Below are 17,786 nucleotides of genomic sequence, written 5' to 3'. Positions count from 1 at the left end.
TCGGGTTGGGCGTCGGCGGGCGCGCGGGAGGTCGGCGGGGCCGGGCTGGGTGCGGTCATTGCGGCGTTCCGGCCGGGGCGGTGGTCGTGTCGGCGGCTGTGCGGCGGGTCGGCGGGACCGGGCTGTTTCGGGCTGGGTGCGGTCATTGGGATGCCTTTGCCGGGTGCGGTGGTGGGGTGGAGTTTGCGGTCGACAGCAGCGTGCAGCAGGTCGGCGGCACCGAGCCGATCCGCTCCGGGCGCGCTCATTGCGGCACCGCCAGGTCGGCCGCACCAGTGTCGAGGCGTAATTCCCCGTCGAGGATCTCGATTCGCCGCGGCATTCCGGCCGCGATTTCCCGGTCGTGCGTGATCAGCACGACCGTGGTGCCGCCAGCATTGAGCTCCGCGAGCAAGGACAGCACCGCCGCGCCATTGCCGGTGTCGAGGTTTCCGGTTGGTTCGTCGGCGAGCAGGATCGGCGGCGTGTTCACGACCGCCCGGGCGATCGCGACTCGCTGCCGTTCGCCGCCGGACAGTTCGCCTGGCAGGTGTCCGGCGCGATGTCCGAGCCCGACCCGGTCGAGGGCCTCCAATGCGCGCGTTCGGCGTTTTCGTTTCGGGACTCCGCTGTACAGCAGGCCGCTGCACACGTTGTTCACCGAGGTTTCGCCGTCGTCCAGGAAGAACTGCTGGAACACGAACCCGATCCACCGCGAGCGCAGTGCGGCGAGTTTGCGGTCGGACAGCTGAGCGACGTCGTGTCCGCGGATCTCGATCCGGCCTTCCGTCGGACGGTCGAGCGTGCCCATCAGTTGCAGCAGCGTGGATTTTCCCGAACCGGACGGTCCGACGATCGCCGCCATCTCTCCGTCCGAAAAGGACAGTGAGACATTCCGCAATGCAGGCACGTTACCGCCGTAGGTGCGCGACACCCGATACGCGGCCAGCACGGGGATCATGACGTCGTCACCACCCGCTGGCCCGCGTGCAGACCGGCGGCCTTGACCTCGACCTGCCCGCCCGAAAACAACCCAGTCTCGACGCCGACCAGCCGCCGCTTGCCCTGCTCGTCGACCTCGACCGCGTATCCGCCCTCGGCGAGCGCGACCAGCGCGCCGACCGGCACCACGAGGACGTCCTGGTGGACCTCCTTGGTGAACCGCACCGATACCGGGACATCGACGACGTCTCCGGCAGCAGCCGGGTCGTCCACCTGGATCTGGACAGTGACCTTCGCCTTGCCGGTTTCCTTGTCCTCCGCGGCGGTGTCGCCGAGATCGGTAATCGTGCCGGTCAGCGTGCGGCCGTTGAGCGAGACAGGCACCTTCGCGCCCTTGACCGCGACGCTCTGCTTGGTCGCGTCCAATTCGGCCTCCACGACGCGGGCCGTGCCGGTGTACTTGAAAACCTCGCCCGCGCCGGGGCCGCCGAGCTGACCGGTCACCGACGACACCCGGATCTCGCCGGGGGCCAGCACGACGTCGGCCGGATCGAAGGTCCCGGTCTGCGCCAGGCCGAGCGATTTCTGCCAGCGTTTGAGCGCGGTCGCGGTCGCGGAGGTGAACTTCTCGTCCGGAGTGCCGAAACCGCCGTATCCCAGTGCTTTCAGGTTCTCTTCAAGCTCTTTGACGTCCGGTCCTTTGTCCACGCCGTCGTTCAGCACGCGATAGAACGGCAGAGTTCCGTAGAACAGCGGCACCGGCTTGGCGTCCACTGTGTACGCCGTCTTGCCGCGGCCGAGCACGTCGCCCCGGCCGGGCAGCCAGGTCACCGTGCCGTTCTTCTTGCCGCTCAGCGCGGATTCCTTGCCGTAGCCGAGTTTTCCGGTCGCATTCTCCTCTTCCTTCAAGTCCGATTTGGTCACTTCGGCGGTCGCCACCGGCTTCGCCGCCGCGGCTGGTTCGCCGCCGGAGGCGACGTGGGTCAGCACGACCGCCGAGGTCGTGCCGAGCACGACGACCGTCGCTCCCGCGGCGATGAACCAGCGTCCTCGTTTCCCGGTCACTTTCCGGCCATTCCCATTCCGCACGCCTTGAGCGCTTCCTCGAATTTGGTCCCGTCGTCCTTCATCGGCAGCGCCTGTGCGCCGCCGTTCGCGTCCGGATCCGGCATGTCGACGCCATGCTCGCGCATGCATTTGGCGTCCTTCCGGGCCTTGTCCAGTTCCTCCGGCGTGAGCTTCTTCGGCATTCCGCCGCCCGGCAGCAGCTTCTTGCAGGCGTCGAGGGCCGCCATGGTCTTGGGATCGTTGGAGAAATTGATGGTCGGGGCTTCGTTCTCGCCCGGATCCGGTGTGTCGACGCCGTGTTCGCGCATGCATTTCGCGTAGGCGCGCATCGCGTCCCGGTCCGCCGCGGGATCGGCTTTTCCGGCGGCGGCGTCCTGCTGCGGGCTTGCCTTCGGACTGGAGATCGACGGCACCTGCGGCGCGGTTTCCCCGGACGAACACCCGGTGAGCAGCCCCAGCGCCAATCCGGCTCCGACAGCCGCCAGACGTGTTTTCCGCATCGGGATTCTCCTTGGCTCGGGCGGGTCGTTCCCGCCGGTGGCCCAGTAGTACCGACGCGGCGATACAGGCTCGTTAAGCGATCTTGTTTATCCTCTCCTTATGCCCGGATAGGACAGACTGTCGGCAGCCACGACCTGGGAGGACCCCTTGGCCGAGAAGAGCGCAGGCCCGCGCCGGGGGCCGCTGCGGCTGTCCGTGCGGACCCGGCTCACCGCGCTGTACGGCGGGTTCTTCCTGCTGGCCGGGCTCGTGCTGGTGGTGGTGACCTACACCGTCGTCAGCAATGAACTGCCCGCGCCCGCGCAGTATCTCGGCGACGGAGCCTCGCTGAAGCTGAGCCAGGTCGCCGCCGACGTCGAATCGGTCCCGATGGAGGCGACGACGATCCCGATGCAGACCGTCCCTGCCTCCGCGGAGAAAGTGGCGACTGCGGTGCTCACCGATTACCGCAGCTCGACAATGTCCACTTTGGTCCTCGCGTCGGCGATCGCGCTGGTGGTCACCGCCGCGCTGGCGTTGCTGTTCGGCTGGTTCATGGCGGGACGCGCGCTGCGGCCGTTGCACACGATCACCTCGACCGCGCGGCGGCTCGAAGCCGGGAAGCTCGATCAGCGCATCAACCTCGACGGCCCGCGTGACGAATTGAAGGAACTCGCCGACACTTTCGACAGCATGCTGGACCGTCTCGCCGGTTCGTTCGACAGCCAGAAACGGTTTGTAGCCAACGCTTCCCACGAGTTGCGCACTCCGCTCGCGGTGCAGCGGACGCTGATCGAAGTCGCGTTGGAAAACCCCGATGCCGGGCCGGTGCTGACCAAACTGGGTGCGCATTTGCTGCAGACCAACGAACGCAGCGAACGGCTGATCGAAGGGTTGCTGGTGCTCGCGCGCAGTGATCGCGGCCTGAGTGCCCGGGCTCCGGTGCGACTGGACAAAGTGGTCCGTTCCGTAGTGAAACTCACCGCCGCGCAAGCGAAAGAGGCTGGCGTGACCGTGGAGACCCGACTGCGCGCACGTACGGTGATCGGCGATGCCGTGCTGCTCGAACGCTTGGTGCTGAACCTGGTGAGCAACGCGATCAGCTACAACATTCCGGACGGCTGGGTGTCGATCACCATCGGCGCGACACCCGCCCTGAGTGTCCGCAATTCCGGGTCCAATGTGGACGAAAACCAGGTCGCGGGCTTGTTCGAACCCTTCCGGCGGGGAAAACCGGATCGGACCGGAGCGGCTGACCATTCCGGACTGGGGCTGTCGATTGTGCGTTCCGTCGCTCGCGCGCACGACGGGGACGTCTCCGCGCGGGCGAATCCGAACGGCGGTTTGACGGTCGAGGTGCGGCTGCCCGCTTGATCCTTATCTCGCCTTTATCGCCGTTCAGGGCATGATGATCGAATGCGGGTACTGATTGTCGAGGACGAGCCGCTCCTCGCGGATTCGATCGCCGAGGGGCTGCGCCGCTATTCCATCGCGGTGGACGTCTGTTACGACGGCGGCGAGGCCCTCGAACGCGTCGCCGTGCACGCGTACGACGTCGTCGTCCTGGACCGGGACCTGCCGACCGTGCACGGCGACGAGGTCTGCGCGGCGATCGTCGACGCGGGCGGCGAGACCCGGGTCCTCATGCTCACCTCGGCCGCCGACGTCACCGACCGCATCGAAGGACTCAACCTCGGCGCGGACGATTACCTGACCAAACCGTTCGTCTTCGCGGAGCTGGTCGCCAGGGTGCACGCGCTGGCCCGCCGGGCGCGTCCGGCGCTGCCGCCGGTGCTGGAGGCGGCCGGTCTGGTCCTCGATCTGCCCCGGCACCAGGCCTCCCGCGACGGCCGCTTCCTGCCGTTGTCGCCGAAGGAGTTCGCGGTGCTGGAGGTCCTGATGCGGGCCGACGGGACGGTGGTGAGCGCGGAGCAGTTGCTGGAAAAGGCGTGGGACGAGCACGCCGACCCATTCACCAACACGGTGCGGGTCACGGTGATGACGTTGCGGCGGAAACTGGGCTCGCCGCCGGTGATCGAGACGGTCGCCGGAGCCGGATACCGGCTGGCCGCCACACCCGCCTAGCCGCGCCGCCGTTCCGTGAAGGGCTCCTTGACGGAATCAGATTCCCTCAAGGAGCCCTTCACGGACGTTCCGGGACCGGTCCCCTCCGCGCCGGGCTAGGTTTGCCGCCTCGGTGGCGAAGGAGGGGCCTGGTGACGGAGCGAACGGTCGAGCGGACGAGGCGGTTACCGGCGGGCGCGGCACTCGCGATCGGGTTCGCGGTACTGGTCGCCGTCCGCGAAACGGTGTTCCTGATCTGGCCGTCCGCCACAGTGGACTCCGCCCAGCCGAGCGGCCGCTGGGACCCGGTCGACGCGCTGTCGTTGATCGCGATGTACGTGCCCGCCGACGACGGCACCCTTTCGGCCAGCATGCTCGGCGGACTCGTCAGCCAGGTCCTCTGCGGAGTGTGCTGCCTGGCCGGCGCGATGCTGCTGGCGCTGCGCAACCCGCTCGGCCGGACGCTCGTGCTGCTCGGCGCGGGCAGCAGGCTGCTGGTGGTCGCGGTCGCCATGGTCGTCGCGTTCGTGCCGATCGACGGCAGCCGGGTGCTCGACCCGGGCGGAGCGTCTCTGGTCTCGTTCTTCCTGATCGACGCGGACTGGGTGCTGCCGCTGCTGGTGTGCGCGTTCGCGACCGGCCGACGCGTCAAAACTTGGCTGCGTCCGGGCTAAACGGTCTTGAACGTGGCCATCATCCCCATGTCCTCGTGCTCGGCGTTGTGGCAATGGAACATGTACCGCCCGCGATATCCGTCGAATCGCGCGATCACCTCGACCGCTTCGCCGGGCCGAAGGTCCACAGTGTCCTTCCGGCCCGCGTCGTGCGGCGCGGGATCCTTGCCGCCGCGGGAAAGCACCTGGAAGTGCACCAGATGCAGGTGGATCGGATGGTGCAGATCCGCGACGAACCGCCAGATCTCGACGTCGCCGAGTTTCGGCTGAGCCGCGATCTTCGTCGGGGTGAAGGCCTCGCCGCCGATGGTCCAGCCGTGCCTGCCGTTGAACTGTCCACTTCGGAACGCGAACTCGCGGGTCACCGTCGCTTGTGCCCGGTCGAGTCGCTCCATTTCGGACAGTTTCGCCGGAATGCGGCTGTCGTCTTTCGTCCGGCGCGCGACGCGGAATCGCATTACCTGTGCGGTGGAACCGGTTCCGAGACGGTTGACCAGCGTCACCTCGGTACCCACCGGATAAGCGCCGAAGTCGACGACCATGTCGTACCGTTCGGCAGGCGCGATCGGCAGGTGCTCGTGGCCGCGCGGGGCGTCGAGCAAGCCTTGGTCCGACCCGATCTGCGTGAACGCGGGTCCGCTCGGCGGCGGCGGGTTGAGGGCGAGATCGTACCGGCGAGCGTTGGAACCGTTGAGGAATCGCAGGCGATACCGGGTCGCCGACACTTCCGCGACCGGCCACGGCGCGCCGTTCACCAGCAGTACGTCGCCGAGAACGCCTGCCGCGTAAGCGTCTTCCACTCCCGGCACGGTTCGCAACGAAGGATCCAGCGACGGGTATCGCATCGATCCGTCTTCGGCGAACGCGCGGTCGGTGATCATGAGCGGGATCTCTCGCTCGCCGCGCGGCAGTGGCAGCGCGTCTTCCTCGGCGTCGCGGACGATGTGCAGTCCGGCGAGTCCGCGGTACACGGCCGGTCCGGTGAAATCCATCCGGTGGTCGTGATACCAGAGCATCGCGGCCTTTTGCCGCAACGGATACGTGTACTCGCGGGTGCCGGTGGTGACGACGGCGTCCGGGTCGGCCATCCCCGAATGCCCGTGCCCAGCACCGGCGAGATACCGGCCGTCAGCGGGCAGCACGAGGTCAGTGGCGTAGCCGTCGGACTCCGGTGGCGTGCGCCCGCCGTGGAGGTGCACGACGGTCGGGACCGGAAGTTCGTTGCGGTGCCGGACAATCGTCGTCCGGCCGCTGCGGGACTCGATGGTCGCCCGGGGAAAGTGCCTTGGTAACCCCAGATCGGCGTGTGCAGTCCAGGCAGAATCTCCGCGGTGCTGGCTCGCTGCACGATTTCGTACCGGTCGACGCCGCCGTCGCGGGAGACCGGATTCAGCACCGGCGGCAGCGGCAACGGCACTTGAAACGGTTGCGGCAGCGGCACTTCGCTGGTCAGCAGCTCACCGGTGGCTGGGGTGGGCCGCAACAACCGCGGGGTGACGAACCCGGCTGTGAGCACCACTCCGGCACCGCCCGCCAGTCCGAGAAACCGGCGGCGCGACATCCCGCTCATCGCCGTGCCCCAGTCCGCCAGATGCCGAACAGCGTCCCGAGCGCGATCGCGACCAGTGCGACACCGAGCGGAATGTGCAGGTCAAGAGCACCGGCCTGCCCGGCGAAGTACTGCGCGGTCTCGCCGCCGGCCAGCAGCAAACTCGCCCAGAACGGCCACTGGACGCCGCCGCGCCACCAGTACAGCGCGGCGGGCACGAGCTGCACGAGCGCGACCGTCGACACGATGTTCGCGCCGAGTTCGTGCATCGCCAGCATGCTGTAGTCGCCGATCAAATACCGTCCGGCGAACACCGGCTGACCCAGGATCGCGACGGCGTGCACCGTCACGACAACCCGCATCACCACCAGCAACGTCCGCCCGCGTGTCCGGGCCGCTTCGGCCACCGTTCCCCCTAGTGCGCGTAAGAATTCCCCCGTTCAGACGCTAAGCTGAACTTCTCATGCCGTCCAAGACCAAAATCGCCATGTACTCATGACCTCGGAGCTATGAGATGGACCTGCTGCAGCTGCGCTACTTCCAGGCGGTCGCCTACCGCGGCCACCTCAGCCAGGCGGCGGCCGAGCTGCACATCGCGCAGCCGTCGTTGAGCCGGGCGATCGCGCGGCTGGAGGCGGATCTCGGCGTGCCGCTGTTCGAGCGGGCCGGGCGGGGGCTGCGGCTCAACCACTTCGGCACCACGTTCCTGCGCCGCGTCGACCGGGCCTTGCGCGAACTCGACGACGCCCGCCAGGAACTCGTCGATCTGGCCGGTCTGGACCACGGCCGGGTCGCCGTCGCGTCGGAAACCCTGCTCACCCTCACCGGTCTGATGAGCGCCTTCCGCGCGGAGTACCCCGGCGTCGAACTGCGGCTGTACCAATCCTCGGCGGAAACCATGGCGCAGCAGTTGTGCGCGGGCGAGGTCGATCTGTGCTTCGCCTCGCAGCCGCTGCAGCAGCCTGGCCTCCAAGCGCGGGAACTGCTGCGCGAGGAGGTGATCCTCGCCGTGCCGAGCACGCACCGGCTCGCGCGGCGCAAACGCGTGCGGATGGCGGACCTCGCGAACGAGCCGATGGTGACCACCCGCCCCGGCTACTGGCCGCGCACCCTCTCCGACCGCCTCTTCGCCGAAGCCGGGCTGGAACCGAACTACTCCTGCGAGAGCGACGAACCCGGCGCGACCGGCCAGCTGATCGCGAGCGGGCTGGGGATCGGGTTGGTGCCGGAGGTCGCCCGACAGGCCGCCAAGGACGAGGCGGCCGTCGGGCTGGAGCTGGACGCTCCGGATTGCTATCGGACCTTGACCGTGGTGCAGCGCGCGGACGCGTACCTTTCCGCTGCGGCACAACGGTTGACGGAGTTCGCGATGGACTACTTCGGCACGGGCAGGTACCGGCCCGCGGACTCGAGCGCGATCTGAATCCTCCCGTGCACGCGCGGATTCAGCAGTACCGTTCCGTCGAAATCCCCGCTGGACGCGAAGATCGCGACCGGCAGCGTGAGGGCCTGGAAGAACCCGAACAACGGCCGCAGCGCGTGCTCCAGCACGAGCGCGTGATGGTCGCCGCCGCCGGTCGCGGCCAGCAGGACGGGTTTGTCGGCGAGCGCGTACTGGTCGACCAGATCGAAGAACTGCTTGAACATCCCGGGGTACGAACCGCGGAACACCGGCGTCGCCGCGATCAGCAGGTCGGCTCCTTCGGCGCTCCGCAACGCGGCCTCGACCTCCGGCGGCGCGTCCGAGCGTTCGACGGTTTCGCCGAGCCCCAGCCGGTACACGTCGATCCGGGACGCCTCGACGGGGACCAGCTTGCCGAGCGTTTCCAGGATGACGTCCACCAGCCCCATCGTCTTGGACGGCCGGCTCGGGCTCCCGTTGACGACCACCACGCGCAGCCCGCTCACGACGCGATCTCCCGCCGCACGACCGGGGCGACCTCGGTGCCGAGCCGTTCGATCGCGGCGAGGTGCGCCTTCTGCGGCATCCCGCCGAACCCGAGCTGGATCAACGCCCGGTTCAGCCCGTAGACCTCGTGGTAGGCAAGCAGTTTCTCGATCAGCTCCGCCGGACTGCCCACCAGCAGCGCCGACCCGGGCGACGCCTGCGCTTCGAAGGCGGACCAGGAGATCCGCATCCCGACCCCGCGCTGATGATTGTTCTCCAGCATGCCTTGTGCGAAGTAGGGATACATGGTTTCGCGCGCCTCCTGACTGGTGCGCCCGACATACCCGTGCACGTTGATGCTGATCGACGCCGGCTCGTGCCCGGCTTCTCGCGCCGCCTGCCGGTAGAGCGCCGCGGTCTCCTCGTGCTGGGTCAACGGTCCCAGCAGAGCCGCCATCGCCATTGGCAGCCCGCGCCGTCCGGTGCTGACCGCCGATGCCGCGGACCCGCCGACACCCACCCAGATCGGCAGGCCGTCCGCGCGCGGCGCGATGTCGGCGTCATCGAGCGGTGCCCGGAACTTTCCCTTCCAGGTCAACGGGTTCTGCTCGCGGATGGCCAGCAGGAGGTCGAGCTTTTCGCGGAAGAGATCGGCGTAATCGGCGAGGTCGTAGCCGAAGAGCGGGAAGGATTCGGTGTACGACCCGCGGCCCGCGATGATCTCGGCCCGGCCCGCGGACAGCAGGTCGATCGTCGCGAACTGCTCCCACACCCGCACCGGGTCTTCGGAACTCAGCACGGTCACCGCGCTGGTCAGCCGGATCCGCTCGGTTCGCTCGGCCGCCGCGGTGAGCAGGACCGAGGGCGCGGACCCGACGAAGTCGGCGCGGTGGTGCTCGCCGGCGCCGAAGACGTCCAGCCCGACCTGGTCGGCGAGTTGTGCCTGCTCGATCGTCTCGCGCGCCCGCTGGCGCGGCGAGGGAAGCGCCCCGGTGACCGGGTCTTTGGTGAGTTCGGCGAACGTCAGGATGCCGATTTCGAACGGTCGCGACCCGGCGGTCTGCGGTTCAGCCATCGTCGGTGCTCCTTTCCGGTGCCCGCCCGCACGCCGCGGCCGAGCCTGCCGAAATAACCTGTCTGCGCAGACAACTATTTCCGGAGGTGGCCGTGGTCACCCGTTTGCCCGGGCCCGGTTACCGTGTCGGCATGGCGAGCGACGGGCTGCGAGACCTGGAACAGGAGGCGTGGAGCGGGTTCCTCTTCACGCACGAGCGGCTGTGGCGCGCGCTGGCGGACGGGCTCGCGCCGCTGAACGTGAGCATGGCGGAGTACAGCGTGCTGGCCCTGCTGGCGGAGGCGGGCGACGCGGGCATGCGGATGACCGACCTCGCTCAGCGCCGCCTGATGTCCACCGGCGGCTTCACCCGGCTGGCCGACCGTCTCGTCGGCCGCGGGCTGATCGAACGCCGCCAATCGGCGGTGGACGCCCGCAGCTTCGACGCGGTGCTGACCGCGCAGGGCCGCGCGCTGATGCGCAAAGCCCGCCGCCGTCATCACGAGGACCTGCGGACGCTGTTCTTCGACCGGCTGGACGACGAGCAGTTGCGCCTTCTGGCGGCCGTCTGGCGCGATCTCGAGGACCGCTGAGCCCTCGCAAGCGGGGGGATTTGTCCGATTCTCGACCATGGACGGTTGTTGCTCGCTCACGAACTGCTCATGCTGAACAGCTATTCGGCACGAGCAGGGGAAGCCAGATGCAGCAGCAGAGCTTGGCGGTCCGGTGGTCGGCGCGAACAGTCCGGTCCGGCCCGTTTCACCGTGCGTTGTCCGAGGCTGTCGACCGGCGCGGGTTGTCCCTGTCGCGGCTCCGCGCGCATCTCGCCGCGCACGGGGTGTCGGTCGCCGAGTCCACGCTGAGTTACTGGCAGCGCGGTCTGCGCAGCCCGTCCGCGCCCCGGTCGCTCGACGTCGTGCGCGCTCTGGAGTCGGTGCTGAACCTGCCGCCAGACAGTCTGGTGGTGCTGATCGGACCGCACCGGAGCGCGGACGCCGATCGCAGGCCGTCGCTGCCGGAACTCCAGCAGAGCTGGGCGGAGACGTTCGCGCTGCGTGACGAGTTGAGCGGAACGCCCGGCGTCGAGGAGAACGCGGACCTGGACGTCGCGACGGTGGTCGACGTGCTGACGCTCGGCGCGCAAGGCCGGACCGCGGAGATCTCGTCGACCATGGTGGTGCGCGCGCGAAGATCCGGTCCGGACAGCTTCCTGGTGACGCACCAGGACGAGGACGGCAGCGACGTCACGGCGACCGAGATCATCGCGGTCGACGGCTGCCGGGTCGGGCGGGTGCGGCGCAGCGCGCGGTCGGCCGGAATGGTGTTCGAGTTGCTCTTCGACCGCGGCCTCGCCGAGGGGGAGACGCACACGTTCGGGTTCACCCTCCGTCCCGCCGCCTCGGTCCGGCCGGGGAATTTCCACCGGGTCGTGCGCTCCCGCATGTCGGCCTACCTGCTGCGGCTGCGCTTCGACCCGGCCGCGCTGCCCGCGCGCTGCCTGCGGACCGTCCGGCCGAGGGAGGACCTGGAACTGCTGGTCCGCGAGCCGCTGTTCTGCGGGCCGGGGAACACGGTCAGCGCCTACTTCGAGGAACTCGGCGTGGGCATCGCCGGGGTCGACCTCATTTGGGACTGATCCGCCGCTTCCTCCAGCGCCACCCCAGGAACGCGCCCCCGAGCACCACCGCGGAGCCGAGCACGATCAGCCCGGCGACCAGCGAACCGGCCGGTCCGGTGTCGCGCTGGAGGGTCTGGGCGAACCCGAGCCCGCCGCCGCGCTGGTAATCCGAGCCGGGCTGCTTGTCGGCGTACCGGGAATGCACCTGCTGCTGGTACTCGGCGATCGGCATGAACTGGCCGACCGGCGATTGCGGGAGGCTGGCCTGGAGCAGCACGACGCCGTCGCGGCCGAGGTCGTACCACCCGTTGATCTGCGGTTCGTTCAGCAGCACCGAACCCGGGCGCAGCCGGGCGCTGAGCGCCTCCTCGTCGTTGCCGGACAACACGTTCCCGACCGACCAGCCGGTCGGCGCGGCGTGGTCGGGCGCGGCGCGGAGGGTGGCTTTCGCGCCGGTGGCCGCGGTGGCCGTCACCGCGATCGCCCGCAGCACCCCGGCCGGGGCTCCCGGCTTCGCGGCGACGAAGTCCGGGTTGAGCGTGTAGACCGGGAAACCCTTGTGCTCCAGGGTGATCCGGCCCGGATCGGCGTGCCCGACCTGCCGGAAGTTCGACTTGGCGAAACTGATCGCGCGCGTCGTTTCCGCGGCTTTGACCGCGGCCGCGACGTCCTGCTCCGACGGCGGCGCGACCCACGAGGCCCCGGCGGCCTCGACGGGACCGGCGGACAGGAGCGCCGCGACCGCGATCGCCGCGCCGGCGGCGAACTTCCGGCAGATCTCGCCCATGGCGGCTCGTCAGCCCTTCTTGATGTTGACGATGGTGTCGTTCCAGGTGAACTGGGCGTTGCTGCGGTAGGAGTTGTAGTCCCAGGTCTGGTACCGCTGGTAGCTCGGCCACGGGTCGCCGACCATCAGCGACTGGTTCGAACTGTCGTAGCCGTAGATCACCTCGGCGTGCCCGCCGCCGGAGGTCCAGTAGATGCCGGTCAGGTTCAGGATTCCGGAGTTGACCTGGTTCTGGATCGACGAGTAGCTGATCGGCCCGTTCGCGTTCTGCGCGGAGAACCCGGTGCCCTGGAAGCCCTGCACGATCTCGTCGATCTGTGCGGCCTGGTTCGGGCAGTAGCCAGACTGGGTGCCCTTGCCCGCCGCGCAGAAATCCTCCTGTGAGGCGGTGCCGCCCTGCGACTGCTCGATGCTGGAGCCGTCCGCGGCCCAGCACCACTCGTCGTTCTGCTGGACCTGCTGGTTGTATTCGAGCTGCTTCGACACGGGCAGCGCCGCGGCGCGCAGGCCGCCGCCGACCGGCTGGACCTCGCGCACCTGGGTGTGCGTGGCGGTCTTGACGAGGCCGTTCGGCTGGTGCGCGTCGTTGGTCGACTGGGCCAGCGCGGTGCCCGGCAGCAACGCCACGGCAAGCGCGGCTGCCCCGGTCGCCGCCGTGATCCGGACTGTCCTCCGGGTGGGTCGGTAATCCATCGAATCTCCTTGTGCCAGACGGGGAAGGGAGCTCGCCGGGATGCCCCGGCCGCGCATCACTGTGTGCTCGCCCACTCCCGCAGGGCAACGGCTCCGGCACGTGGTGTGAGTGTTCACAGCCGGTTCTGCGGGGAAATGACTGGCACCGCCGCGGTTTCGCTCACCGCGGCGGCAGGGAATTCGCAATATTCACAGCGCGTTCACAAGCGATGAATCGCGTTGCGGGGGTTGGTCCACAAGGGACCGGGGTTACGGCAGGCTTCGCCGCATCGCGGTGATGAGCAGTTCCGGCGGCGTCGATTCGGGGTGCAGCACCGCCTGCATGGTCAGTCCGTCGAGCAGCGCGGACAGGCGGACCGCCTCGACGGTCAGGTCCAGTTCCTCGGGAAGCCGGCCGAGCGCGACGGCCTCGCGCAGGATCCGCGTGATCAGGTCGCGCAGGTTCTGGTGCTGCGCGTCGGCACTCGCGCGAAACGCCGGACGGGTGCGCGCGGCGACGGTGAACGCCAGCCAGGCCATCGCCTCGTCCCGGCGTTCGTCGTCGAGCGGGAGGAACTCGGCGAGCAGGTCTTCGACCAGCGTCCGGCGGCCGGTTTCGGCGGCGAGCAGCCGGTCCGCGCGAACCGCGACGCGCTCGCCGATCCGGCGGCCGAGCTGGTCCATGGTGAAGATCATCATCGCTTCGTGGTCGGCGAAGTAATGCCGGATCGACCCGATCGCGAGGCCCGCTTCCTTGGCCACGTTGCCGAGCGTCGCGCCTTCGACCCCGGAGCGGCGCACTACCCGGACCACGGCTTCGCTGACAGCTTTGCGGCGGTCTTCCGGCACCACGATCTTGGGCATGGTTGCGTTTATAGCACGGTGGTGCCACGATGCATTTAGCATGATAGTGCTAAAATGCGTCCTGGGGAGGGTCCGCGATGAGCGGGTGGGTACTGGTGAGCTTGGTAGTCGGCGTCGTAGTGATGCTGGTGTTCAGGATGCTCGGGGAGCCGTTGAACTGGCGTGACACCGTCGCGCCGCCGATCGTGCTGATCGCGATCGGCGTCGCGGGGGTCGTCGGATTCAAGGGTCTGACCAGCGCTGACGTGTGGTGGATCGTCGGCAGCTGCGCGGTCGGTCTCGCCTTCGGAGCGGCGCGCGGCGCGACGATCCGGCTGTATGCGAAGAAGGGCGAACTGTGGCAGCGCTACCGGAAGTCGAGCCTCGCGCTGTTCGTGCTCGGCGTTACCGTCTCGATCGGATTCACTGTGCTGGCAGTGAAATGCGGCATGCACGAACAGGCGAGGCCCTACCAGTTGGCGATCGGGGTCAGCTTCGCCGGAGAAGCGCTGGTGCTCATCCCGCGCGGGCTGGCCTCGGAGGTGCCATTCGCGAGGGACAAAGAACGGCGATGGCTTCCGTCCCGATGAATCCGCTTAGGACAGTTCGGCCTGGCGTCGCATCAACTCGGCAATGACCTGGTCAAACACGGCGCGATGGGCTTCCAAACGCGAGAGCGTCAGGCTGATCGATTCCTGCACTTCTGGCACGTCCTCGGCGGCGATCTCCACGTGGTCCGCTCGCTCAGCAGTAGTCGTCCCAACGGTCAACGGACGGTCGGCTCGCGGAAGAAGCCGCCCTTGCGGTTCCCGATCGAGCCAGGACGCCATGTCCCGCATCTCGTCCTCCAGTCGCACCGTCCACGACTGCCGCTGCCGTTCGGTCCGGCCTGGATCGCGACGTTCCCAGCCCGCGACGACCATGTCCTCGATTGCCGCGGCGGCGGTGCGGCACGCGACTTCCAAGCGGGGCAACGGATCCAGCCCGACTGCCGAGATCTCCTCCAGGATCGGTTCGCCCGCGGTCCACACCCCGTCGACCGTGTGGGTTTCGGCGACGTCGTGCGCGGTGGCGAGCAACGCGCTGATCGCCTCGCGCACCTTCGCCACATCGGCCGGGTCCAGATCCTCGTCGGTCAGCCGATGCGGTGATTCGGTGCGCGGCGGGCGTTCCTTTGCTGGCCAGGAACGCGTCCCGCCGCGCCGCCGGTAGTGCTGCTGCATCGCCTGTTTGGACCGGTTGCCGTACTCCGCCCCCAGTTGTTCCCAGGTCCAGCTGCGGTCGAGGACCGATTCGATCAGCGTGACCTCGGCGCGGTCCAGGTCTTGCCGGACGTCCGGGACCAGGTGCAACGCTCCCGCCGCGTCCTCAGCGCTGAGGTCCTCGCCGGGCGGGCGGCCGGATCTCGCCGCGCGGACCAGTTCGGCGAGGAAGGGGTTCTCGCGTTGCCGGAAGTACCGGGTGGCCATTGCCTGCACGGAGTCCGTCATGGTCGTCAATGTATCGGTTGACGCAGGCACACGTCAACCGATACGTTGACGGCGGGTGTCACCAGGTCACGGGCAGCTCGTGAACGCCGTAGATGTTCATGCCGGTCCGCAGCGGCACCTCCTCCGGCGGGACGGCGAGGGCGAGCGTCGGGAAGCGCTGCAGCAGCCCGGCAAATCCCGCGCGCATTTCGATCCGGGCGAGCTGCTGTCCGAGGCATTGGTGCACGCCGTGGCCGAACGACACATGCGTGCGCGCATTCCGTTTGACGTCGAGCTCGTCGCCTTCGGGAAAACGCGAAGGATCGCGGTTGGCGGCCAGCATCGAAATGAGGACGGTCGATCCCTTGCTGATCTTTTCGCCGCCGAGTTCGAGGTCTTCGGACGCGTAACGGAACAGAACGTCGACCACCGCCAGATAGCGCAGCAGTTCCTCGACCGCGCCCGGAATCAGATCCGGGTCGGCGCGCAATGCGGCCATTTGCCCGGGATTTTCCAGCAGCGCGAAAGTGCCGAGCGCCAGCATGTTCGCCGTAGTTTCGTGCCCGGCGAGCAGCAGCAGGAAGCCGATGCCGACCAGCTCCTCGATGCTCAGGTCGTCGTCGCGGGCCAGGTCGGATAGGATGTCGGCCCCGGGGTCCGCGCGCTTGTCGGCCGCCAGCTTTCCGAGGTATGAAGTGAGCGCCGTCCAGGCGGCCATTTTGTCCTCGATGCTCTGGTCCCGGAGCATCATCTGCGTGGAGTTCTTCTGGAACGTCTCCCGGTCGGAATACGGGACGCCCAGCATTTCGCAAATCACCAGCGAAGGAACCGGAAGCGCGAATTCCTGCACCAGATCGGCAGGTCGCGGACACTCGGCGAGATGATCGAGCTGCCGCTGCGCGATTTCGGCGATGTGCTCCTCGAGCTGTTTCATCCGGTTGACGGTGAACGCGCCGGTGAGCTTCCGGCGCAGCCGGGTGTGGTCCGGCGGGTCCATCGTGATGAACAGGCCGGGCACCTGCGGCGACGGATCGAACTCCTGCTGCGCCTCGGGCATGCTCGGCGTTTCGTAGGGCACGTGCACCGCGCCGAGGTCCTGGCGCGAGCTGAACCGCGGGTCGGCGAGCGCCTGGCGGACCGCGTCGTAGCCGGTGACCAGCCAGCCGTCGTGCCCGTCCGGGAACTTCAGCGGGCTCACCGGCCGGGTCTCCCGCAGCCGGGTGATGGCGGACGGCGGGGCGAACGGGCCTGCGTCGCGTTCGAGCGGCAGGCCGGGCGGGCGGGTCATCTTCGGGTCCCCTCTCGGTGGTGGTGCGACCAGCGTCACCGCGGCGGCTGATATCCCGCTGACACGGCGCTGGCTCGACTACCATCCGCAGACATGCCGGACACGCAGTACGAAGACCTGCTTCAGCACGTGCTCGACACCGGAGCCGCGAAGGGCGACCGCACCGGTACGGGCACGCGGTCGATTTTCGGGCACCAGCTGCGCTACCGGCTGGCCGACGGATTCCCGCTGATCACCACCAAAAAGGTGCACTTCCGGTCCATCGCGTACGAACTGCTGTGGTTCCTGCGCGGAGAGTCGAACGTCAATTGGCTGCGTGACCACGGCGTCACGATCTGGGACGAGTGGGCGGCCCCGGACGGCGACCTCGGCCCGGTGTACGGCGTGCAATGGCGGTCCTGGCCGACCCCCGACGGCGGGCACGTCGACCAGATCAGCGACGTCCTGCGTACGCTGCGCGAAAACCCGGACTCCCGGCGAATCATCGTGTCGGCCTGGAACGTCGGGGACATCCCGCAGATGGCGTTGCCGCCATGCCACGCGTTCTTCCAGTTCTACGTGGCCGAAGGCGAACTGTCCTGCCAGCTCTACCAGCGCAGCGCGGACCTGTTCCTCGGCGTGCCGTTCAACATCGCGAGCTACGCCCTGCTGACGCACATGATCGCCGACCAGGTCGGCCTGCGCGTCGGCGATTTCATCTGGACCGGCGGCGACTGCCACATCTACGACAACCACGTGGACCAGGTGCGTAAGCAGCTTTCCCGGGAAGCGCGCCCGTTCCCGACGCTGAGCCTGAAGCCGGCGGAGAGCCTGTTCGACTACCGCTACGAGGACATCTCGCTCGAGGGCTACGACCCGCACCCCGGCATCAAGGCTCCGGTGGCCGTCTGATGATCGGACTCATCTGGGCGCAGGCGGCGAACCGCGTCATCGGGCGCGACAACGCGTTGCCGTGGCACATCCCGGAGGACATGAAGCACTTCCGCACGGTGACCGCGGGCGCGACGGTGCTCATGGGACGCCGCACCTGGGAGTCGCTGCCGGAGCGCTTCCGGCCGTTGCCCGGGCGACGGAACCTGGTGGTCTCCCGCACGCCGCAGGAGGGCGCGGAGACGTTCCCTGACCTGGAGCAAGCGTTTGCGGCCGCCGACGGCGACGTCTGGGTGATGGGCGGCGCGCGGATCTACCAGGAGTCGCTGCCGTTCGCCGACCGGATCGAGGTGACCGAACTCCGGGAGTCCTTCGAGGGCGACGTCTACGCGCCGGAGATCGGCCGGGAACCGGACACGGTCGGCGAGTGGCAGGAGTCGAAGAACGGGTTGTACTACCGGCACCTCAGCTGGGGCGCCCGAACCTCGTGAGTGGCGTTGCCGGTTCTAACCGGCAACGCCACTCACGAGGCGGTCGCTAT

General features: G+C 68.5%; 20 protein-coding genes and 1 pseudogene. 9 read left to right on the top strand and 12 right to left on the bottom strand.

Translation table 11 applies throughout. The annotated features are described in order from the left end of the window. Window positions 1-244: 244 nt before the first annotated feature. From EIZ45_RS31235 to EIZ45_RS31225, 3 genes are read right to left on the bottom strand one after another with little or no spacing between them, the layout of a single operon-like run. Window positions 245-940, bottom strand: a complete 696-nt coding sequence (locus tag EIZ45_RS31235) for an ABC transporter ATP-binding protein (protein ID WP_134667267.1) — start codon at window positions 938-940, stop codon at window positions 245-247. Next, window positions 937-1,986: a peptidoglycan-binding protein gene (locus EIZ45_RS31230; protein ID WP_134667269.1), complete on the bottom strand. Its 1,050-nt coding sequence runs from the start codon at window positions 1,984-1,986 to the stop codon at window positions 937-939. The genes EIZ45_RS31235 and EIZ45_RS31230 overlap by 4 nt, the downstream gene beginning before the upstream one ends. After that, window positions 1,983-2,489, bottom strand: coding sequence for a hypothetical protein (locus EIZ45_RS31225; RefSeq protein WP_134667271.1), 507 nt, complete (start codon window positions 2,487-2,489; stop codon window positions 1,983-1,985). Before EIZ45_RS31225 ends, EIZ45_RS31230 begins: the two co-directional genes overlap by 4 nt. Before the next feature lie 148 nt (window positions 2,490-2,637). On the opposite strand from EIZ45_RS31225, the gene EIZ45_RS31220 reads away from it, so the two are divergent. From EIZ45_RS31220 to EIZ45_RS31210, 3 genes are all read left to right on the top strand, one after another. Continuing rightward, complete coding sequence (locus EIZ45_RS31220; RefSeq protein ID WP_134667273.1) at window positions 2,638-3,843, top strand: HAMP domain-containing sensor histidine kinase; 1,206 nt, start codon at window positions 2,638-2,640, stop codon at window positions 3,841-3,843. A 42-nt stretch (window positions 3,844-3,885) separates the two neighbouring features. Next, complete coding sequence (locus EIZ45_RS31215; protein ID WP_134667275.1) at window positions 3,886-4,554, top strand: response regulator transcription factor; 669 nt, start codon at window positions 3,886-3,888, stop codon at window positions 4,552-4,554. Window positions 4,555-4,685: 131 nt separating this feature from the next. Continuing rightward, a complete protein-coding gene (locus EIZ45_RS31210; RefSeq protein ID WP_134667278.1) occupies window positions 4,686-5,207 on the top strand; it encodes a hypothetical protein in 522 nt (173 codons plus the stop codon). Here the strand turns inward: EIZ45_RS31210 and EIZ45_RS31205 are convergent. Then, a pseudogene (locus EIZ45_RS31205) lies at window positions 5,204-6,777 on the bottom strand (multicopper oxidase family protein). The gene EIZ45_RS31210 and the pseudogene EIZ45_RS31205 sit on opposite strands and share 4 nt — an antisense overlap. Then, window positions 6,774-7,163 (bottom strand): hypothetical protein, encoded by a 390-nt coding sequence (locus tag EIZ45_RS31200; RefSeq protein ID WP_205670168.1) that lies wholly within the window; start codon window positions 7,161-7,163, stop codon window positions 6,774-6,776. The pseudogene EIZ45_RS31205 and the gene EIZ45_RS31200 overlap by 4 nt, the downstream one beginning before the upstream one ends. A 107-nt stretch (window positions 7,164-7,270) precedes the next feature. On the opposite strand from EIZ45_RS31200, the gene EIZ45_RS31195 reads away from it, so the two are divergent. Continuing rightward, window positions 7,271-8,179: a LysR family transcriptional regulator gene (locus tag EIZ45_RS31195; protein ID WP_037816965.1), complete on the top strand. Its 909-nt coding sequence runs from the start codon at window positions 7,271-7,273 to the stop codon at window positions 8,177-8,179. On the opposite strand, the gene EIZ45_RS31190 is transcribed toward EIZ45_RS31195, so the two are convergent. Together EIZ45_RS31190 and EIZ45_RS31185 are read right to left on the bottom strand one after the other, a co-directional pair. After that, window positions 8,131-8,664, bottom strand: a complete 534-nt coding sequence (locus EIZ45_RS31190) for an NAD(P)H-dependent oxidoreductase (RefSeq protein ID WP_205670169.1) — start codon at window positions 8,662-8,664, stop codon at window positions 8,131-8,133. The two genes, EIZ45_RS31195 and EIZ45_RS31190, sit on opposite strands and share 49 nt — an antisense overlap. Beyond that, complete coding sequence (locus EIZ45_RS31185; RefSeq protein ID WP_134667280.1) at window positions 8,661-9,719, bottom strand: LLM class flavin-dependent oxidoreductase; 1,059 nt, start codon at window positions 9,717-9,719, stop codon at window positions 8,661-8,663. The genes EIZ45_RS31190 and EIZ45_RS31185 overlap by 4 nt, the downstream gene beginning before the upstream one ends. A gap of 131 nt (window positions 9,720-9,850) precedes the next feature. On the opposite strand from EIZ45_RS31185, the gene EIZ45_RS31180 reads away from it, so the two are divergent. Continuing rightward, window positions 9,851-10,291, top strand: a complete 441-nt coding sequence (locus tag EIZ45_RS31180; protein WP_205670170.1) for a MarR family winged helix-turn-helix transcriptional regulator — start codon at window positions 9,851-9,853, stop codon at window positions 10,289-10,291. 107 nt (window positions 10,292-10,398) lie between these two features. Next, the gene (locus EIZ45_RS31175) at window positions 10,399-11,334 is read left to right on the top strand and encodes a helix-turn-helix transcriptional regulator (RefSeq protein ID WP_051729262.1); all 936 of its coding nucleotides are present in this window, start codon (window positions 10,399-10,401) and stop codon (window positions 11,332-11,334) included. Here the strand turns inward: EIZ45_RS31175 and EIZ45_RS31170 are convergent. From EIZ45_RS31170 to EIZ45_RS31160, 3 genes are all read right to left on the bottom strand, one after another. Continuing rightward, on the bottom strand, window positions 11,321-12,103 hold the full coding sequence (locus tag EIZ45_RS31170) for a hypothetical protein (RefSeq protein WP_134667282.1): 783 nt from the start codon (window positions 12,101-12,103) through the stop codon (window positions 11,321-11,323). The genes EIZ45_RS31175 and EIZ45_RS31170 overlap by 14 nt on opposite strands. A gap of 9 nt (window positions 12,104-12,112) precedes the next feature. Then, window positions 12,113-12,796: a papain-like cysteine protease family protein gene (locus EIZ45_RS31165; RefSeq protein ID WP_134667284.1), complete on the bottom strand. Its 684-nt coding sequence runs from the start codon at window positions 12,794-12,796 to the stop codon at window positions 12,113-12,115. A 249-nt stretch (window positions 12,797-13,045) separates the two neighbouring features. Beyond that, complete coding sequence (locus EIZ45_RS31160; RefSeq protein ID WP_205670171.1) at window positions 13,046-13,639, bottom strand: TetR/AcrR family transcriptional regulator; 594 nt, start codon at window positions 13,637-13,639, stop codon at window positions 13,046-13,048. Between the two features lie 77 nt (window positions 13,640-13,716). Between EIZ45_RS31160 and EIZ45_RS31155 the strand changes: the two genes are divergently transcribed. Continuing rightward, entirely contained in the window at window positions 13,717-14,208 is a 492-nt protein-coding gene (locus tag EIZ45_RS31155) for a DUF1453 family protein (RefSeq protein WP_134667288.1), read from the top strand. 6 nt (window positions 14,209-14,214) lie between these two features. Here the strand turns inward: EIZ45_RS31155 and EIZ45_RS31150 are convergent, their stop codons facing one another. Together EIZ45_RS31150 and EIZ45_RS31145 are read right to left on the bottom strand one after the other, a co-directional pair. Further along, window positions 14,215-15,108, bottom strand: coding sequence for a hypothetical protein (locus tag EIZ45_RS31150; protein ID WP_134667290.1), 894 nt, complete (start codon window positions 15,106-15,108; stop codon window positions 14,215-14,217). 58 nt (window positions 15,109-15,166) lie between these two features. Next, a complete protein-coding gene (locus tag EIZ45_RS31145) occupies window positions 15,167-16,375 on the bottom strand; it encodes a cytochrome P450 (protein WP_134667292.1) in 1,209 nt (402 codons plus the stop codon). 93 nt (window positions 16,376-16,468) lie between these two features. Here EIZ45_RS31145 and EIZ45_RS31140 point away from each other — a divergent pair, with 93 nt between their 5' ends. Both EIZ45_RS31140 and EIZ45_RS31135 read left to right on the top strand, forming a co-directional pair. After that, the gene (locus EIZ45_RS31140; RefSeq protein WP_043832691.1) at window positions 16,469-17,266 is read left to right on the top strand and encodes a thymidylate synthase; all 798 of its coding nucleotides are present in this window, start codon (window positions 16,469-16,471) and stop codon (window positions 17,264-17,266) included. Continuing rightward, window positions 17,266-17,736 carry a dihydrofolate reductase gene (locus tag EIZ45_RS31135; protein ID WP_134667294.1) on the top strand — a complete coding sequence of 157 codons (471 nt, stop codon included), beginning with the start codon at window positions 17,266-17,268 and terminating at the stop codon, window positions 17,734-17,736. Before EIZ45_RS31140 ends, EIZ45_RS31135 begins: the two co-directional genes overlap by 1 nt. Window positions 17,737-17,786 lie beyond the last annotated feature (50 nt).

This window comes from Amycolatopsis sp. CFH S0740 (assembly GCF_004522315.1).
GTDB classification, from domain to species: Bacteria; Actinomycetota; Actinomycetes; order Mycobacteriales; family Pseudonocardiaceae; genus Amycolatopsis; species Amycolatopsis nivea.
Note: the sequence above shows the minus strand (reverse complement) of the source record. Positions and strands in the feature narration are given on the sequence as shown.

Excerpts from the sequence above, each read along its gene's own strand:
- EIZ45_RS31235 (WP_134667267.1), bottom strand. The coding sequence starts at position 940 with ATGATCCCCGTGCTGGCCGCGTATCGGGTGTCGCGCACCTACGGCGGT.
- EIZ45_RS31225 (WP_134667271.1), bottom strand. The coding sequence starts at position 2,489 with ATGCGGAAAACACGTCTGGCGGCTGTCGGAGCCGGATTGGCGCTGGGG.
- EIZ45_RS31215 (WP_134667275.1), top strand. The coding sequence starts at position 3,886 with ATGCGGGTACTGATTGTCGAGGACGAGCCGCTCCTCGCGGATTCGATC.
- EIZ45_RS31195 (WP_037816965.1), top strand. The coding sequence starts at position 7,271 with ATGGACCTGCTGCAGCTGCGCTACTTCCAGGCGGTCGCCTACCGCGGC.
- EIZ45_RS31185 (WP_134667280.1), bottom strand. The coding sequence starts at position 9,719 with ATGGCTGAACCGCAGACCGCCGGGTCGCGACCGTTCGAAATCGGCATC.
- EIZ45_RS31180 (WP_205670170.1), top strand. The coding sequence starts at position 9,851 with ATGGCGAGCGACGGGCTGCGAGACCTGGAACAGGAGGCGTGGAGCGGG.
- EIZ45_RS31175 (WP_051729262.1), top strand. The coding sequence starts at position 10,399 with ATGCAGCAGCAGAGCTTGGCGGTCCGGTGGTCGGCGCGAACAGTCCGG.
- EIZ45_RS31170 (WP_134667282.1), bottom strand. The coding sequence starts at position 12,103 with ATGGGCGAGATCTGCCGGAAGTTCGCCGCCGGCGCGGCGATCGCGGTC.
- EIZ45_RS31165 (WP_134667284.1), bottom strand. The coding sequence starts at position 12,796 with ATGGATTACCGACCCACCCGGAGGACAGTCCGGATCACGGCGGCGACC.
- EIZ45_RS31160 (WP_205670171.1), bottom strand. The coding sequence starts at position 13,639 with ATGCCCAAGATCGTGGTGCCGGAAGACCGCCGCAAAGCTGTCAGCGAA.
- EIZ45_RS31155 (WP_134667288.1), top strand. The coding sequence starts at position 13,717 with ATGAGCGGGTGGGTACTGGTGAGCTTGGTAGTCGGCGTCGTAGTGATG.
- EIZ45_RS31150 (WP_134667290.1), bottom strand. The coding sequence starts at position 15,108 with ATGACGGACTCCGTGCAGGCAATGGCCACCCGGTACTTCCGGCAACGC.
- EIZ45_RS31145 (WP_134667292.1), bottom strand. The coding sequence starts at position 16,375 with ATGACCCGCCCGCCCGGCCTGCCGCTCGAACGCGACGCAGGCCCGTTC.
- EIZ45_RS31140 (WP_043832691.1), top strand. The coding sequence starts at position 16,469 with ATGCCGGACACGCAGTACGAAGACCTGCTTCAGCACGTGCTCGACACC.
- EIZ45_RS31135 (WP_134667294.1), top strand. The coding sequence starts at position 17,266 with ATGATCGGACTCATCTGGGCGCAGGCGGCGAACCGCGTCATCGGGCGC.